This window comes from Terrisphaera buseokensis (genome assembly GCF_047521145.2).
Lineage (GTDB): Bacteria > Verrucomicrobiota > Verrucomicrobiia > Opitutales > Opitutaceae > ER46.
Genome location: NZ_CM134186.1, coordinates 4,504,165 through 4,521,296, shown reverse-complemented (window position 1 = coordinate 4,521,296; position 17,132 = coordinate 4,504,165). Strand labels below are relative to the sequence as shown.

The window sequence follows — 17,132 nt, the reverse complement described above, 5'->3', positions numbered from 1 at the left end:
CTCCGTCATTCGCGTCCATCCGCGTGATTCGCGGGAGGTCGGCCGAATCGTATCGGTCACCGGAGGATTTCGTGCACTTTTCGCAGCAGTGCGTCCGGTGAAAAAGGCTTCGCGAGAAATCCCGCCCGTAGTTTCGCGACGCTGGCCTTGAGGGCGGCGTCGCTCCCCACGCCGCTGATGAAGAGCAGCTTTACCGCGGGATTGAGCCGCAGGATGGCATGGGAGAGGGCGTGGCCGTCGAGGCCCGGCATGTCGAGATCAGTGATCACGAGGGACACTTCGGCGATGCGGTTGGCGTATTCCGAAAGTGCCTCCATACCGTCGCCCATCGGCAGCGGCCGGTAGCCGTGTTGCGAGAGGATCGCGCTGATCGCGCCGCGGATATTGGGTTCGTCGTCGACGACAAACACCAGTTCACCGTTGCCCCGGGCGCTGAAAGGGTGGGCGGACTCGCCGGCTCGTTCGCCCGCCGCGCGATCGATCGCGGCGGGAAGGTAGACGCGAAAGATCGAGCCGACGCCGACGTCGGAGGCGACGGTGACGAAGCCTCCGTGCCGTGCGGCGATACCGCGAACGGTGGCGAGGCCGAGGCCCGTGCCCTTGCCTTCACCCTTCGTCGTGAAAAACGGATCCCAGATGCGCGCGAGGATGTCGGGCGGAATGCCGCTGCCGGTGTCCGCCACCTCCAGCACCAGAAACTGCCCGGGCGAGGAGCCGGGGAGCGCGTGGGCCTCGCGTTCGCTGAGCACGCGGTTTTCCGCTTTCAGCCGCAGGCTGCCGCCCTCGGGCATGGCGTCGCGCGCGTTGATGCAGAGGTTCAGCAGCACCTGGTGAATCTGCGTGGGATTGCCCTGGATCGTCCAGAGGTCGGTGCCGGTGCGGGATTCGACGCTGATTGATTTGGGGAACGTCTCCTGCACCAGGTCGAGGATGTCGCGGAGCAGGTGCTTGGTCTGGATGATGACCTTTTCGTGATCGGCGCCGCCGGCGAACGACACGATCTGTTTCACGAGGGCCGCGCCTCGGCCCGCACTGCGCTCAAGGATGTCGAGCACGCTCAGATCCCGTGGATCCGTGGCGCGCGTGCGCAGGAGCTGTCCCGCCATCAGGACGGGCGCGAGCGCGTTGTTGAGATCATGGGCGATGCCCGCGGACAGCATGCCGAGGCACTCGAGTCGTTGGGCGCGCAGGTACTGCTCCTCGAGATTCTTCTTTTCCGTGATGTCGGTCAGGATCTTCAGCCGCGATTTCGGCCGGCCGGCGCGATCCTTGATGAGCGTGATTCGTACCTCCACCACGAGCGGCTGGCCCTGCTTGTTGACGAGCCTGAGCTCGCCCCGCCACTCGTCAGCCTGGGTGGCGCGTTCGTTCATCGCGCGGATGTCGCCGGCGATATCCGGGCTGAGATGATCACCGGGCCGCTGGCCGATCGCCTCCGCGGCGGTCCAGCCGAGAATGCGTTCGGCACCGCGGTTCCAGAAGATGATCCGGTCATCCAGATCGGTGACGATGATGCCGTCGCGCGCCTGGTTCAACAACTCGGCCTGTTCGCGAATGCGTTCCGCGTCGTCGCGCTGCCGCCGCTGCTCCGCCTTCTCGCGCATGGCCCGCTGAATCGCAAGCGGCAGCCGCTGCATCCGATCCTTCAATAGATAGTCGGCCGCCCCGCTGTGCACGAGCTCGACGGCGGTGTCCTCGCCCACGGTGCCGGAGAGGAAAATGAACGGCGTGTCGGGTGCCAGCTCGAGCGTCAGCTGCAGCGCCTCCTGGCCGCTGAAGCCCGGAATCTTGAAGTCGGACAGGATGACGTCGTGTCCCGGTCCGGCGAGCGCCGCGAGAAAACTCTCGCGGTTCGACACCACGGTGACCTGGCACTCGGGCCACTGGGATTTGAGGAGATCGGCGACGAGTTCGGCGTCGTGCCGGTTGTCTTCAAGATGGAGGATTCTCATGCCGGGTGGAGCTGCGGACAACGGACGGCGTCATCAGGGCGCGGGTGGAAGTTCACGCGGTGGCGGTTCATTGAGGAGGGCCCAGAAGGCGCCTACGACCTTGATGGCCTCGATGAACGCGTGGAACTCGAGCGGTTTCACGACGTACGCATTCACGCCGAGTTGGTAGCTTTGCACGAGATCCTGCTCCTCGCGGGAGGACGTCATCACCACCACGGGGATGACCCGGAGGCGGGCGTCGGCCTTGATCTGACGCAGCACCTCGAGTCCGTCGACGCGCGGCATTTTCAGATCGAGGAGAATGACGGCGGGATTGCCCTCGGCGCGGTCCGCGTAGGCCCCGCGACGATTCAGGTAGTCGAGCGCCTCCGCGCCGTCGCGCAACGCGACGATTTCGTTGGCGAGGTGGTATTGCTGAAACGCGTCGATCGTCATCTCGGTGTCGCGCGGACTGTCTTCCACCAGCAGGATGCGTTTGGGATTCATGGGGAAAGCGGGGCGGGCGGGTCCGGCCGCGCGCGCTCGAGGGTGAAGAAAAAGGTCGCGCCGGCGTCGGGGGCGGCGTCCGCCCAGATGCGTCCGCCGTGGCGCAGGACGATGCGCTGGACATTCGCCAGACCGATGCCGGTGCCTTCGAACTCGTCGGCGCGATGCAGGCGCTGAAAGACGCCGAACAGTTTTCCGGCATATTTCATGTCGAAGCCGGCGCCGTTGTCCCGGACGAAGAGGATGACGCGGCCCTGCTCCTCGCCGCACGTGCCGAGAGTGATCTGTGCCGGATGACGGTTCCGGGTGTACTTGACGGCGTTGCCGACGAGATTGGCGAAGATTTGCCGGATCATCGCGGGGTCGCCGCGAACATCGGGCAGCGGTGCGACGGTCCAGGTGATGGACCGATCCTGGCAACCGCTCTCGACGTCCTGGCGGATGGAGGCGATGAGCGGGGCGAGAGCGACGACGGTCGCCTTCATCTCCGTGCGACCCATGCGGGAGAACGCAAGAAGATCGTCGATCAGCTGGCCCATCTCGCGTCCCGAATCCGCGATCGTATTCAGGTAACGCAGGGACTTTTCCGAGAGCTGGTACTGGGCGTCGCGCATCAACATCGCGACGTAGCCCTGGATGTGGCGCAGCGGGGCGCGGAGGTCATGGGATACCGAATACGAGAAGGACTCCAATTCCGCGTTCGCCGCGCGCAGCCGCTGATTGGCGGATTGCAGCTCGTGCGAGCTGCGGAAGATCTCGGCTGCCATCGCTTCCATCTTCGCGCGCAGCGTGCGTTCCTCGTCGGCGCCGCCGGCCGGTTTCGTCCGCACAAAGTCCGTCACATCCTCGACGCGGTGGATGATGAACTCGATCTCGCGGTCCGGCCCGAGCAGCGGTGAGTTGATCGGGCTCCAGTACCGCTCCTCGAACGTGCCGTCGGGCCGGCGCACGTCGTAACGCTGGATGGCCATGGTGTCGGCGGCGCGGGTCTCCCGCACCCGGTTGAGCGATTGCCGGAGATGGGTGACGCCGGTGGCGCCGGGATCGTTCGGGTTGTCCGGAAAGACGTCGAAGAGGTCGCGACCGACGATGGCGTCGCGCCGGAGCATGGCGGACTGCAGGTACGAGTCGGTCGCGGTGACAATCGTGAGGTCGGGCCGGAGGACGAGGAAGAGGCCGGGCAGTGATTCGAACAACGCGCGCAGTTGCGTGTTCTGCCGCTGGATTTGCTCCTCCGCCTCGCGCCGATCCGAGATGTCGACCACGATGGAAAGATCCTCGTGACCGCCGTGGGCCAGAGTTTGCCGCTGGAACGAGAGCATCACCCAGACGACGCGGCCGTCCGGTTTCACGTAGCGCTTGTCCATCGCGTAACGACTGATCGTGCCCTCCTCGAGCTCGCGCACGTAGCGGGCCTGCAGCGCGCGATCGTCCGGATGCGTGATGCGGATGAAGTTTTCCGGGGCGTCGAACTCCGCGGCCGTCAATCCGCAGATGCGCAGATGGGCGTCGTTCACGAGCCGCGAGTGCCGTCCGTCGGCCTCGATGGCCGCGAAAGAGATGCCCACCGGCACTGCGTCGAAAATAAAGCGGAGCCGCGCCCGCTCGCGCGCGAGTTCATCGAGCGCCGAGGCCAGCCGCGCCTCCGCCGCTCGCTCCTCGGTGATGTCGCGGAAGACCAGGACGACACCGAGAACCCTCCGGTCGTGATCGCGGATCGCAGTGGCGCGCTCGGCAATCAGGCGCTCCGCGCCGTCACGGGCCACGAGCAGCGCCTGGCGGGTGAGGCCGTGGGCGGTGCCGGTGTCGAGGGCCTGGTGCACCGAGACGGCGAGCGGATGCCGGGTCTTCTCGTGGACCACCCGAAACACCTCCTCCGTCGGCCGGCCCTCGGCTTCGCCGAAGCTCCAGCCCGTGAGCTGCTCCGCCACGCGATTCATCCGGGTGATCCGGCCGGCGGTGTCAGCCGCAAGCACCGCGTCCCCGATGGAGTGGAGCGTCACCGCAAGGCTTTCCTCGCTCCGCCGCCGCGCCTCTTCCGCCTTCCGGCGTCCGGCAAAGTCGCGGCGGAACGCGATCACGGCGAGGCTGAGCAGTCCGCAGGCCAGCAGAGCGCCGCCGCCGATGATCGCCTGCGTCCGGGTGGAGCACGCAGCGTCCGCGCGCAACTGCACCACGGCGTACAACGCGATCAGGCCGAGGGCGACCAGGCTGACAACGGCGAGCGCAAGCGCGCCCAGCATTTTTCCGTAGGTGGCCACGCAGGCCGCCTCATCCGGATCCGTCGGGGCGCGAGGTCGCGCCGTCCGGTCCGACAAGGGAACGGTCTGGGACGAAAGATCAGCCCGGTGGTTCTCCATGTGGCGTCGTTGATCGGGCGGCGCGCCCGCTCAAGGAGCGAAAGCCACCGATCGGTACGGATGGTCGGGTGGGCCGGATTGGGGTCGCGACGACCCTGACTACCGGGATTCCGGTAGAATCCAGGCTTGACGCCTTTTGCGGTGCCTCGATCGCGGCCGTCGTTGACCTCGCGCGAACGCGTTTTCAACGTCCGCTTCCCCTCATGCATTCCCCTGCTCCCATGAATCGTCGTTCGTTTGTGCACACTGCCGGCGTCGCGGCCGCGAGTGTGGCGCTGAGTTCGCGGCTGGCCCTGGCGGGCGAGCCTGGCAGCGGCCGCAAACTCCGGATGGGCGTGGTGGGCGGTCGTTTCGGGGCGACGTTTCAGTTTCACGAACACCCGGACTGCATCGTCGAAGCGGTGAGTGATCTGCGCGCGGACCGGCGGGCGGCGCTGCAGAAGGTGTATCGCTGCGCCAAGGCCTACGACTCCCTGGAGCAGCTCCTCCTCGACCGGGCTGTGGAGGCGGTGTTCATCGCGACGCCGGCACCCGATCACGTCCGCCACGCAGTCCTCGCGCTGAAAGCCGGGAAACACGTCCTGTGCGCGGTGCCCGCGGCGATGACACTCGAGGAGTGTCGCCAGTTGATTGATACGGTGAAGGCAACGGGCCTCACCTACATGATGGCGGAGACGAGCGTCTGGCAGCAGCCGACGATTTCGGCGCGACAGTTCTTCCGCGAGGGCAAGTTCGGCAACATCTACTGCACCGAGTCGATGTATCATCACGCGGGGCTGGAGTCGCTGTGGTTCGAGAACGGCAAGCCGACGTGGCGTCACGGGCTGGCGCCGATGAATTATCCGACGCACTGCACGGCCCACCTGATCAGCCTCACCGGCGAGCGGCTGACCGAGGTGTCCTGCCTGGGGTGGGGCGACAACGATCCGTTGCTCCGCGGCAACCCGTACCAGAATCCGTTTTGGAACGAGACCGCGCAGTTCCGCACCAATCGCGGCAACACGATGCAGGTGCAAGTGTGGTGGCGCGGGGCGCATCGCGGGGGCGAGCGCGCGCGTTTCTACGGCGACAAGATGAGTTTCTTTTTTCCCGATCCGAACGGCCTCGGCGCCACGATTGTCCGGGCCGGCAAGCAGACCGAGAAGGACAGCGGCGGCTTCGAGCGGGCGTTGAGCGCGTTCGAGACTTATGCGGTGCCGCAGTGGTGGGCCACCGATCTGCTGCCCGCGCCGCTGCGGCACAACAGCGGTCACGAAGGATCGCACACCTTCATCACCCACGAGTTCGTCGACGCCGTGCGGCAGCGGCGTCGTCCGGTGGTCGACGTCTATGAAGCCGTCGCCTACACCGCCCCCGGCATCGTCGCCCACCAATCCGCGCTGAAGGACGGCGAACGGCTGAAGGTGCCGGGGTTTGATGCGTGAGGGGAGGCGATGCGCGGGCGCATCGCAGTTGAGAGTTGAGGGCTGAGAGTTGAGAGAAACGTCAGCGTCTATCCGTAAATCGATGGGCTTCCACATGTCTGTTCTCTCAACTCTCACCCCTCATCTCTCACCTCGCTCTCGGCGTGCCTGACGTCATCGGCTGCGACGTCGCTCGGTCACCCACTGCAGCCTCGAAGCCCGGCCCGCGACCTGCTTGCGTGCGATCCATGAGTAACGTCCTGCGCGTCGCGTGTGTCCTGATGGGTCTCGGGTTCCTGCGGTTGCCCGCGGCGGAATCGATCAAGGTCGGCTTCTTCATGTCGATCACCGGCCGCGACGCCTCCTTCGGCGAGGCGTCGTTGCGGGGCGCGCGCCTGGCCGTCGAGACCCTCAACGCCAACGGTGGCGTGCTGGGGCGTCCGCTCGAGCTGATCGTCGAGGACAACCGCTCGCAGGCGGGCGAGTCCGCCACCGCCGCGAAGAAACTCATCACCCGCGATCGCGTGGTGGCGTTGATCGGCGAGTGCTCGTCGGGCCGCACGCTCGAGGCCGCTCCCGTGGCGCAGGCGGCCGGCGTGCCGTTGATCACGCCGGCGTCGACCAGTCCCAAGGTCACGCAGGTCGGCGATGCCATCTTCCGCGTGTGCTTCATCGATCCGTTCCAGGGTGACGTGCTCGCGGCGTTCGCGCGCCGGCGGCTCGGATTGAAACGCGCCGCGCTGCTGGTCGATTCCAGCTCGCCGTACTCCGTCGGCCTCGCGGAGTATTTTTCCCGGACCTTCACGGCTCTCGGTGGCGAGATTGTCGTCGCGCAGAAATACACCGGCGCCGACACCGACTTCCGTGCCCAGCTGACCGCGATCCGCGCGGCGCAGCCCGATGCGATTTTCCTGCCCGGCTATTATGTGGCGGCGGGCCTCGTGGCCCAGCAGGCCCGGCAGCTCGGGTTGACGGCCACGTTGCTCGGCGGTGATGGCTTCGAGGCGCCGCAGTTGCTGGAGATCGGCGGGGCCGCGCTCGAAGGCGCGTATTACGCGACGCACTTTGCGGTGGAGAACACGGACGCGGCGTCGCAGCGGTTCGTCGATGCCTTTCGCGCGCGGCACGGCGCGCTGCCGAACGGACTCTCCGCGCTCTCTTACGATGCAGTCGGCCTGGTGGTCGACGCCATCGCCCGGGCCGGCACCACGGAGAAGGGCGCGCTGCGCCAGGCCCTCGCCGCGACGAAGGATTTTCCCGGCGTGACGGGCCGCACCACGCTCAACGCGCAGCGTGACGCCGACAAGGACGCGGCGATCATCGCCGTGAAGGGCGGGCGACTCGCCTTCGTCGAAACCGTGCGGCCGTAACGGGAGCGACCGTCGGGAGCGCAGGCGTCCCGCCTGCCTGAATCGGAAGCACGCGGGACGACTGCGCTCCCGGTGTATGACTTTCGCATCGTTTCGCAGCGACCCTGTCACCACTATTTCACACCCCCATGTCACTCCGATTCCTGCCGGGTCGTTTTCCGCAATCCGCCGCCGCGATCGTGTTTGCCGCCGCGATGGTGACGTCCACTTCCGCGCAAACGCCCGCCGCCGCGGCCGCTGCGATGGCGTCGCCGCTCCACGAACTCGATCGTTACGCGCCGAACGTCATGCATCCCGGCAGCCAGCTCCGGGATCACATCTATGAGCGTTCGCGCCGTTTCTTCGCGGCGGGCGACGCTGCCCGCGACGCACTGACGACGCCCGAGGCGGTGCGCGCGCGGCAGGAGTTAATCCGACTCACCGTCGTCGCGTCGCTCGGCGGTCTGCCCTCGCTGACCACGCCGCTCAACGCGCGCGTGACGGGCACGGTTGAAGGCGACGGTTTCCGGATTGAGAAAATCATTTTCGAGTCGCGCCCGCGGCACTACGTCACCGCCAACCTGTACGTGCCGAATGCCCGTCCGTCCAGCCGCACCGGGGCCGTGCTCTTCCTGAGCGGACATCATAACGCCGCCAAGCAGGTCGCCGAATACCAACTCGTCTGCCAGGTGCTTGCGCGGGCTGGTTTGGTCGTGCTCTCGCAGGATCCGGTGGGCCAGGGCGAGCGGCTTAGCTACGTCGATCCCAAAACCGGCGCGAACCCGGTGGGCATCGGTACGCGCGAACATGACTACGCCGGGACGCCGCCGCGGCTGCTCGGCGACACGCTTGCGCGCGTGATGCTGCACGATGCCATGCGCGGAATCGATTACCTGATCTCCCGCCCGGAGGTGGATCCCGCGCGCATCGGCGTGACCGGGAACTCCGGCGGCGGCACGCAGACGTCGTTGCTGATGCTCGCCGATCCGCGCGTGGCGGCGGCCGCGCCGGGGACGTTCATCATGAATCGCGACTCGTACCAGCGCACGGGGCAGCCGCAGGACGCGGAGCAGATCTGGCCCGGCTTCACCGCCGCGGGCTTCGATCACGAGGACATCCTGCTCGCGCTGGCGCCGAAGCCCGTGAGCGTGCTCGCGGTGACGTCCGACTTCTTTCCGATCGAGGGCACGCGTCGCACCGTCGCGCGCTCGCGGCGGATCTGGGAACTGTTCGATCGGAGTGCGGCACTGGAGCATCACCAGGACGACTCCACGCACGCGTACACGCTCACGCTGGCGCGGGCGGCGGCGCGCTTCTTTGCGCGGCACTTGCTGGGAAGTGACGTCGACCTCGCGGGCTTCGAGCCGAAGGCCTTTCCGCCGGAGCAACTGCAGTGCACGAAGTCGGGTCAGGTCCGCATCGATTTCCCGGACGCGGAGTCCGTGCCCGAACTGACCGCAGCGCACCTGCAGATGGCGGAGGCCGCTCGTGCCGCCCTCGCGCCCGCGGTGCGACGCGAACAGGCCCGGACGTGGTTGCGCGCGGAGGTGATGCGGCAGCGCGAAGACATTCCGCTGTATCCGCGACGGCTGGACCGCGGCCGCAAGGTCGGACCCTATGTCGTCGATGCGGCGCTCTGGAACAGCCAGCCGAATCTGTTCAACGCGGGCCTGTTGATCCGATTGCAGGCGCGCGGGACGGCGCCGCAGCCTGTGACCTTGGCGTTGTGGGACCAAGGCACGGCGGCGATCTCGCGGCATGCGGAGTGGATTGCCGCGGAGTGCGCCCAGGGCCGGGCGGTGTTCGTGCTTTGTCTCTCCGGCATGGGGCCGCTGCAGCCCGATGCGATCGGCCAGCGCGGGTTGCACGAAAGCTTCGGCACCTGGCACAAGCTCGCCGACGATCTCGACTGGATGGGCGACAGCCTCGTGGCGTTGCGCACGTATGAGATGCTGCGCGCGGTCGATGTGCTGGCGGAATGGCCCGACTTGAGACGCGACGATTTACGCGTCGTGGCCGAGGGCCGCGTCGGGGTTCACGCCCGCCTCGCTGCCGCGCTTGATCCGCGACTGAGCCGTTGCGAGTGGAACGACGGATTTCGCTACGCCGACTTTGTTCGATCCCGAACGTATGAAGCGAAGGATCTCCGGCCCTACCTCCTGCCCGGCGTGCTGCGGCACTTCGACCTCGACGACCTGTGACGCGCGGAGCGTGAGTCTGCGGCGCTACTGCGCTGCTTGCTTCAACTCTGCAAAGCGCGCGCGCAACTCCGCGAGCCGGGCGGCGTTCTCGGGTTTCCCGGCGAGATTCTCCGTTTCCTCGGGGTCGGCCTTCAGGTCGAACAGCTCCTCGTGTTTGAAGTCCGGCCAGTAAAGATACTTCACGTCCTTCCGCACGAGCGCCTTGGATGACGGAATGAAATCTATGCTTCGGATCGTGGCGTGCTCGTAGAAAAATTCCGTGCGCCAGTCCGGTTTGCGGGCGGCGAGATAGAGCGGTGACAGATCGCGCCCCTGCATGCGTGGCGGCGCCTTGATTCCGGCGGCGGCAAGAAATGTGGGTGCGAGATCGACATTGAGCGTGAAGGCGTCGTCGGTGCGGCCGCGCCGGTCCGCGGGCAGGCGCGGATCGCGCACGATCAGCGGCGTGCGGATGCTCTCCTCATACGGATACCATTTGTCGGCGAGGCCGTGCTCGGCGTGGAAGTAGCCATTGTCGCCGGTGAAGATTACGAGCGTGTTCTCCAGCACGCCCTGGCGGCGCAGTTCCTCGAGCACGCGCCCGCACACGGTGTCCACCTCGGTCGCCAGCCGGTAGTAGTTCTTCATCATCGTCTGGTATTTCTCCGGCGAATCAAAACGCCAATGCCAGCGCACGCGGCCCTCGTTCTTCTCGTTGGCGATGAAGGGCGGCAGGCGCTTGAAAAACTCGTCGGTCGCCGTGCGCGGCACCGGAATCGTGACGTCGCGGTACAACGGCAGGCTCGCCGGCTGCGGCAGGAACTGCAGCGGGTTCTGGTCCTCGGCGTGAGTGGCCACGAAGGCCAGCGTGAGGCAGAACGGCTGCTCCTTCGGCCGCGCGCGGAGGAACGCCATGGCGTCGTTCTCGTTCTTCTGCGTGACGTGAATCTCGGTGCCGTCCGGCTGCTTCAGCCAGTGTTTCATCGGCGTGATCGTGCCTGCGCCGAAGTCGTAGCGTTCGGCGGGAAACGTCCCGTTGTGCCACTTGCCCACGTGCCCGACGAAGTAGCCGTTGGCGCGCAGCAATCCGGGATAGGTTTCCGCCCACGGGGTTTTGAACATCGCGAAGGCGGGATTGCCGTGCCGCGACATCCACTGGCCGGTGAGGAGCGTCGCGCGACTCACGCCGCAGATCGACGTCGTCACGCAGTTGTGCGTGAAGCGCACGCCTTCGGTGGCGAGGCGGTCGAGATGCGGCGTTTTCACGACAGGATTGCCGGCGGCGCCGAGCGTGTCGTGACGCCAGTCGTCCGCGTAGAGCACGACGATGTTGAGCGGTTTGGTTTCAGCGCCGGTGGCGCGCAGCGCGAGGACAGCAAGGAACGCGACGAGGGCAGTGAGGAACGGGCGGGACTTCATGCAGGGAGGGAAAAGAGAGAGGTGGAGCGAGCGAGGAAACGGGTCAGTCACAGACTAACGCGGCAGCGGCACCTGACGCTCGCTCATCAGATAAGCAATCAGATCGGCGAGTTGTTCATCGTTCAAGGCCGAGAGCAATCCCTCGGGCATGAGGCTGGCACCGAGTTGTTCGTCGCGCGCGATGTCGGCGCGGTCGATGACGGTTTCCTGGCCCACGTTCCGCAAGGTGAGCGTGCGATCGTTCCGGGCGGCGACCATGCCGTTCAGGACGCGACCGTCCTTCAGCGTGATCACGTGCAACAGGTAGTCGGCGGCCACGACCGCGCTCGGGTCGGCCAGGTTTTCAATCAGGTAACTCACCTCGCGCCGCCCGCTGCCCGTGAGATCGGGGCCGATGGCATTGCCCTCGCCGTAAAGCGTGTGGCAGCCCGCGCAGACGCTGGCGAAGAGCGTGCGACCGCGGCCCGGGTCGCCGCGGCGAATGAACGCGGGCGTGAGTGTGGCGGTGAGCGTGGAGACCAGCGCCTGTTTGTCCGCGGACGACTCGCGCGCCTCGCCCCAGACCTCGATGAGTTTTTGCGTGAGCAGCGGATCGTTGAAGCTGCGGATCTGGCGGGCCAGTGCCGGTGAAAGATCCTGCCGCGCGATGGACGTCGGCTTCGCGGGGTTCTCAACGTGTTCGAGCAGGACGCGCGTGAACGCCGGGCGCGAGGCCAGGACGGCGAGCGCGGCGGGACGTTCCTGCGGCGTGAGGCTGCGGTAGCGGGCGATGATCCGGCTGGCGGCCGCGGGATCGTCGAACGTGCCGAGACCTTGAATGGCCGCGAGACTCAGCCCGGGAAGGTTCACCAGCGATTCGCAGATTTTCCGCAGCTCGGGCGGACGGGCTTCGATCAGCGTGCGCAAAGCGGCCCGGCGCTGATCGGTCGGAGCCTTGCTGTCGAGCGCGAGCGCGCGGATTTCGTCGAGCGCGCGGCCACTGCCAAACAGCACTTCGAGGTCGCGGAGCAGGGGCTGGACCGCGGCGTCGAGCGACGCGGCCGCTCCCGTGGCAAAGGCATCCCAGCCGGTGGGCTTTGGCGCCTTCCTCCAACCCTTGAGCGCGTCGCTCATCCCTCGCACCACGTCGGCGGCGTGGCTGGTCGCGCTGACGGCCAACAAGGTCGCCAGCGGGCCGGAATCGGTCGCCAGATCTTCGCTGACGCGCCGCGCGATGAGTTGGCGCACGAGCTGAATGCGGCCGTCCGGAAACAGTTTCACGAGATCGCTCGGAGCGAGTTCGCGCAGCCCCGCCCAGATCATCAACGGGAGATTGTGATCGGTCGCGTCCTCGCCGTGGGCGAGCAGCCGGGCGGCGAGGGCAATGCGTTCGGGCGCGGGCAGCGAAGGGAGCGCGGAGGCGCGGGCGAGGCGTACGAGGGCGCTGGTGTTTTCCAGGCTCGGATGACCAACGGCGAGCGCCTGCGGCGTCACCCAGCGGTGCAGGTGCTCGTCCTTGCTGCCAAGCATCGCCTGCAGCAGCCGTGTGTTCGCGTCACGGTGGGCGCGAGAGTCGTTCGGCGCGGCCTCCGCCGTTTGCTGCAGCGTCCACCACGCGTTCAGTTTCACGCTGGACTCGGTCGCGGACTCGAAGGTCTGCACCAGCGCCGGCGTGATCGCGGGCAGGCCGCCCTGGGCGCGGGCGCGTTCGCGTAATGCCCAGCGTGCCATCCGCACGAGCCATTCGTTGTCGCTGCGCTGGAGCGCGACCAGCTGGGTGTCGTTGAGCCGGGTGAGGTCGCTTTCGGCCGGCCGCTTGGCGTCGCCGTAGGTGAGCTTGTAGATGCGACCCGAGGTGCGGTGAACGCCGTCGTTGTCGTGGCATTCGCCGATGTCGCTCCAGTCAAGAATGTACACGCCGCCGTCAGGTCCGGCCTGGATCTCGATGCCGCGGAACCACGGGTCGTCCGTCAGCATGAAGTCGGGCTCGTGTTTCCCGACATAGCCGCTGCCGCGGCGTTCGAGGCGATCGACGTTCACGCGGCGGCCGTGGAGATTGGTGGTGAATAGCTTCCCGCGGTATTCCGGCGGAAAGTTGTTTCCCTGGTAAAGCATCAGGCCGACGTGCGCGTGGCCGCCACCCGAGCGCGACGAGGCCGCGGTCACGCCCAGCTGGCGGACGTCGGTCCATTGCTCGCTGCTGTCCCAATGATAGTGGTCCGCGTGTTGATCGATCAGGTCATAGATATGCGGATACGGATCGTCGCCGTGCATGCGCTTGTAGTGCGCGCCCTGGATGCCGTGCCAGAGATGGCCGATGACGGTGTTGATGAAAAACATCTCGCCGTGGCGGTCCCAGTCCATGCCCCAGGGATTCGTGGTGCCGTGGCAGTAAGGCTCGTAGACTTTGCGCACCGGATGATACCGCCAGATGCCGCCGGCGGTCGGCTGTCGCTGCGCCTGAGGCGTTCCGGGCACGCCGGCCCAACTCGTACTGCTGATCCCGACGCGGCCGTAGAGCCAGCCATCGGGGCCCCATTTGAGCCCGTTGGCAAACGTGTGCCGGCTTGCGGCGGTCGTGCTGAAGCCGTCGACGAGAATCTGCGGCGGACCGCTGGGCTTGTCGCCGTCGGTTGGAATCCAGAGCAGATGCGGCGGGCACATCGCGTAGACGCCACCGAAGCCGCGCTCGATGCTGGTGAGCATCTGCAGATCCTCGGCGAAGACCGTGCGTCGATCGAAACGGCCGTCGTTGTCGGTGTCCTCGAGAATCAGGATGCGATCGCGCAGCTTCAGATCGAAGCGCTCCTTGTTGTCGGAGTAGGTGTAGTTTTCCGCGATCCAGAGACGTCCGCGATCGTCCCAGCACATCGCGATGGGATTCTGCACGTCGGGTTCCGCCGCGAACAACGTGGCCTTGAACCCGGGCGGCAGCTTCATCCGGCTTACGCGGTCAGCGGCATTCGTCAGGGGCTGCGCGGTGACGTCCTGATTGTTCGTCGGCGTGGGAAACGGCGTTGAGCCAGCGAACAGGTCCGCGGCGGACCACGTGAAGGCGAAGGCGGCGGCGACGAGCGGGGCAATCAGGAGGCGCACGTCCGCACTAAAACCCCGGAGGCAGGCGGGCGCTAGCCCGGAAATCGCTGCGCGCCCGATCACCGGGCACCGCGGCCGGGAACGCGCACGGGCACCTCGTGCCTCACGGCTGCTGCTTCTTTTTCTGCGGTGGCGTCGGTACCGGCATCTGGGCGTGCCAGGCCTGCCACTTGGCCTTGAGCGCTTGCACGCGCTCCGGCTGGGCGGCGGCGAGATCATTTTTCTCCCCGAGGTCGGCGGACAAATCGTAGAGCTGCGGCGAAGCACCGGGCGGAAGGAGAAGTTTCCACACGCCCTGGCGCACGGCGCCGATGCCGCTGATGCTGAAATACAGTGCGTCGTGTGGCGGTGTGGAAATTTCTCCGGTGAGAAAGGGCGTGAGATTCACGCCGTCGAGCCGCGGCGGCGGTTTCGCTCCCGTGAGCGCGACGCACGTGGCGAAGAGATCGAGCGTGCTGACGGGATGGGAAAACGTCCGGCCCGCGGGAAACGTCCCGGGATACGACGCCAGGAACGGCACGCGAATGCCGCCTTCGTAGAGACTCCACTTGTAGTCGCGGAGCGGCCGGCTCTCGCTGCGGTTTTCCGGGTGGCCGCCGTTGTCACCGAAGAATAACACGATCGTGTTCCGATCGATGCCGGCCGCCTGCAACGCGTCGAGGATGCGGCCCACGCCCTCGTCGAGCGCGGCGATGGTGGCCACGGTGTCGGCGCGGGCTGTGTCTCCAGGAAACTGGGACGCGTAGTGCGCCGCCTCGCCGGGCCGGGCCATCGGCACCTTGGGAATGTCGAGCGTCCGGCCCGCCGCCAGGGCTTCGTCGTACTCGCGGCGGATAATCTGCGCGTTCTTGACCACGCGCAGGATGTGCGGGGCGTTGAACGTGACCGTGAGCGCGAAGGGGCGCGCCTGGTTGCGGGTGATGAAGGCGACGGCTTCCCGCGTGAAGAGATCGGTCGAATACTCGTGGTGCTCCTCGACGACGCCGTTGCGGGCGAGCTTCGGGTGGTGAAAGTCGATGAAGGGGCTCGAGACGGGCGAGCAGAGCGTCTCGTCGAAAATGCCGCGCTCATGCGGCATCGGGCCAGTGCTGTGCCATTTGCCGATCAGGGCGGTGCGGTAGCCGGCCTGGCGCAGGACGCCGGGCAGGAGCGGCTGCGTCGTGGGAATTCCGCCGCTGTTGTCGACGAAGCCGAAGCGTTGCGGGTAGACGCCGCTGAGGAAACCTGCGCGCGACGGGCCGCACAGCGGCGTGGTCACGTATCCGGAAGTGAACTTCACCCCGGACTGCGCGATCCGGTCGATGTGCGGAGTTCGCACCTCGCCGGCGTTCAGGCAGCTGACGTCGCCCCAGCCAAGATCGTCGACCAGGAGCACGACGACGTTGGGCGGACGCGAAGGGGCGGCATGCAGCGTGAGGCCGCAGGCCGCGAGCAGGAGAATGGTGCGCAGGAGGTGCATCAGGCGGGACGTCACTTGGATTTTTTCTTCGCTCCACCCGGGGCGATCAACGTCACCGGCTGGCCGCGAAGCAACGGAGTGCCGAAAACGGGCTGGGTGTCGCCCTGCTGCTTCATCCAGGCGTCGAGGTCGGCGCGCAGGGCGCCGAGCCGGGCCGCGTGGGCGGGATCGCCCGCGAGATTGCGCTGCTCGTGCGGGTCGGCGGCGAGATCGTAGAGTTCCTCGGCGGGACGTTCGCTGTAGCGTGTGACGATGGCGGCCGCGGCGGGATCGCGTTCGGCGGCGGCGACCCAGGTTTTCCAATACACGAGGCCGCTCGGCCCGGAGGAACGTGAAATGTGCGTGTGATGCTGGAATTCCGGATGGAGGTTGCGGATGTATTTCCAGTCGCGGGTGCGGACGGCGCGGATGGGATAGACGTTGAAGTCGCCGTCTCCGCTGTGCGTGGCGAAGACCCGGTCACGATGGGTTGTCGCGGTGCCGCGCAGGACCGCCGCAAACGATCGACCGTCGATGCCGTCGGGCACCTTGCCCCCGGCGAGCTCGATGAACGTCGGGAGCAGATCGGGCCAGCAGACCATGGCGTGGCTGACCGAGCCAGGTTGCAGGTGTCCGGGCCAGGCGATCAGGAGCGAGGTGCGGATGCCGGCATCGTAGAGCGTCCATTTTGAGAACGGCCAGGCGGCGCCGTGGTCGGCGGTGTAGATGAAAACGGTGTCGCTGGAGAGTTTCTCGCGCGCGAGCGCCCGCACTTCGCCGAGCAGGGTGTCGGCTTTGGTGACATCGGTCAGGTAACTCGCGCGTTCGCCACGGGTGACCGCGGTGTCGACGTGCGTCGGCGGAATCGTCACCGCAGCGGGATCGTAGGTGCGGTCGGCGCTCCACACCGTGTGGGGATGCCGCGTGCCGACGAAAAGGCAGAGCGGCTTCGAGGGATCGCGCGCGGCGAGGAATTTCGCGACGGCCGTGGTGTCGGCGAAACCGGGATTGGGTCCTTCGATGAAGTCGAAGCCGTGATCCTGGGCGTAGGTGTTGTGCGCGACCTTGCCGATCGCGGCGACTTCGTAGCCGAGGGCGCGGAGCACCGGGGGCAGCGAGGCGACGTCGGGCCGTTTGGGTTTGTGATTGGGCTCGGCGCCGTTGCGCGCGGACCACAATCCGGTCAGCAGCGCGGTGCGGCTCGGGCCGCACGACGGCGACGCGACGAAGGCGTGCGTGAATTTCATGCCGTCGTCGGCGAGCTTCGCCATGTGCGGCGTGCGCACCTCGGTCGATCCGTAAGCCTGCGAATCGAGCATGCCGTGATCGTCGGCGATGAAGACCACGATGTTGGGCCGCGCCGCCTTGGTTTCAGCGGCGGGTGCGGCACTCAGCGCCAGCGCCAGGGTGGCGAACGCGGCGGCGAGCGCGCGCAGGATGAAGGGGTTTTTGTGCATCAGAAAGAAGTGC

10 protein-coding genes are annotated in these 17,132 nt (G+C 66.9%); 3 read left to right on the top strand and 7 right to left on the bottom strand.

All coding sequences use genetic code 11. The features are described 5' to 3' along the window. Positions 1–56: 56 nt before the first annotated feature. Genes ACLJEU_RS16980 through ACLJEU_RS16970 form a run of 3 tightly spaced genes read right to left on the bottom strand, consistent with a single transcriptional unit; the run spans position 57 to position 4,699 of the window. On the bottom strand, positions 57–1,952 hold the full coding sequence (locus tag ACLJEU_RS16980; protein ID WP_414660323.1) for a response regulator: 1,896 nt from the start codon (positions 1,950–1,952) through the stop codon (positions 57–59). A gap of 33 nt (positions 1,953–1,985) precedes the next feature. Further along, the gene (locus ACLJEU_RS16975; protein ID WP_414660324.1) at positions 1,986–2,438 is read right to left on the bottom strand and encodes a response regulator; all 453 of its coding nucleotides are present in this window, start codon (positions 2,436–2,438) and stop codon (positions 1,986–1,988) included. Continuing rightward, positions 2,435–4,699 (bottom strand): PAS domain-containing sensor histidine kinase, encoded by a 2,265-nt coding sequence (locus ACLJEU_RS16970; RefSeq protein WP_414660325.1) that lies wholly within the window; start codon positions 4,697–4,699, stop codon positions 2,435–2,437. The genes ACLJEU_RS16975 and ACLJEU_RS16970 overlap by 4 nt, the downstream gene beginning before the upstream one ends. Before the next feature lie 320 nt (positions 4,700–5,019). Here ACLJEU_RS16970 and ACLJEU_RS16965 point away from each other — a divergent pair, with 320 nt between their 5' ends. From ACLJEU_RS16965 to ACLJEU_RS16955, 3 genes are all read left to right on the top strand, one after another. Beyond that, a complete protein-coding gene (locus ACLJEU_RS16965; protein ID WP_414660326.1) occupies positions 5,020–6,222 on the top strand; it encodes a Gfo/Idh/MocA family protein in 1,203 nt (400 codons plus the stop codon). Between the two features lie 227 nt (positions 6,223–6,449). After that, on the top strand, positions 6,450–7,571 hold the full coding sequence (locus tag ACLJEU_RS16960; RefSeq protein WP_414660327.1) for an ABC transporter substrate-binding protein: 1,122 nt from the start codon (positions 6,450–6,452) through the stop codon (positions 7,569–7,571). A 128-nt stretch (positions 7,572–7,699) separates the two neighbouring features. Then, a complete protein-coding gene (locus ACLJEU_RS16955; RefSeq protein WP_414660328.1) occupies positions 7,700–9,751 on the top strand; it encodes an alpha/beta hydrolase family protein in 2,052 nt (683 codons plus the stop codon). A 24-nt stretch (positions 9,752–9,775) separates the two neighbouring features. On the opposite strand, the gene ACLJEU_RS16950 is transcribed toward ACLJEU_RS16955, so the two are convergent. The 4 genes from ACLJEU_RS16950 to ACLJEU_RS16935 form a co-directional block, all read right to left on the bottom strand. After that, the gene (locus ACLJEU_RS16950) at positions 9,776–11,149 is read right to left on the bottom strand and encodes a sulfatase family protein (protein WP_414660329.1); all 1,374 of its coding nucleotides are present in this window, start codon (positions 11,147–11,149) and stop codon (positions 9,776–9,778) included. 54 nt (positions 11,150–11,203) lie between these two features. After that, on the bottom strand, positions 11,204–14,224 hold the full coding sequence (locus tag ACLJEU_RS16945; protein WP_414660330.1) for a PVC-type heme-binding CxxCH protein: 3,021 nt from the start codon (positions 14,222–14,224) through the stop codon (positions 11,204–11,206). 103 nt (positions 14,225–14,327) lie between these two features. Next, positions 14,328–15,683, bottom strand: a complete 1,356-nt coding sequence (locus ACLJEU_RS16940) for a sulfatase family protein (protein WP_414660331.1) — start codon at positions 15,681–15,683, stop codon at positions 14,328–14,330. An 11-nt stretch (positions 15,684–15,694) separates the two neighbouring features. Further along, complete coding sequence (locus ACLJEU_RS16935; protein ID WP_414660332.1) at positions 15,695–17,119, bottom strand: sulfatase family protein; 1,425 nt, start codon at positions 17,117–17,119, stop codon at positions 15,695–15,697. Positions 17,120–17,132: the final 13 nt, after the last annotated feature.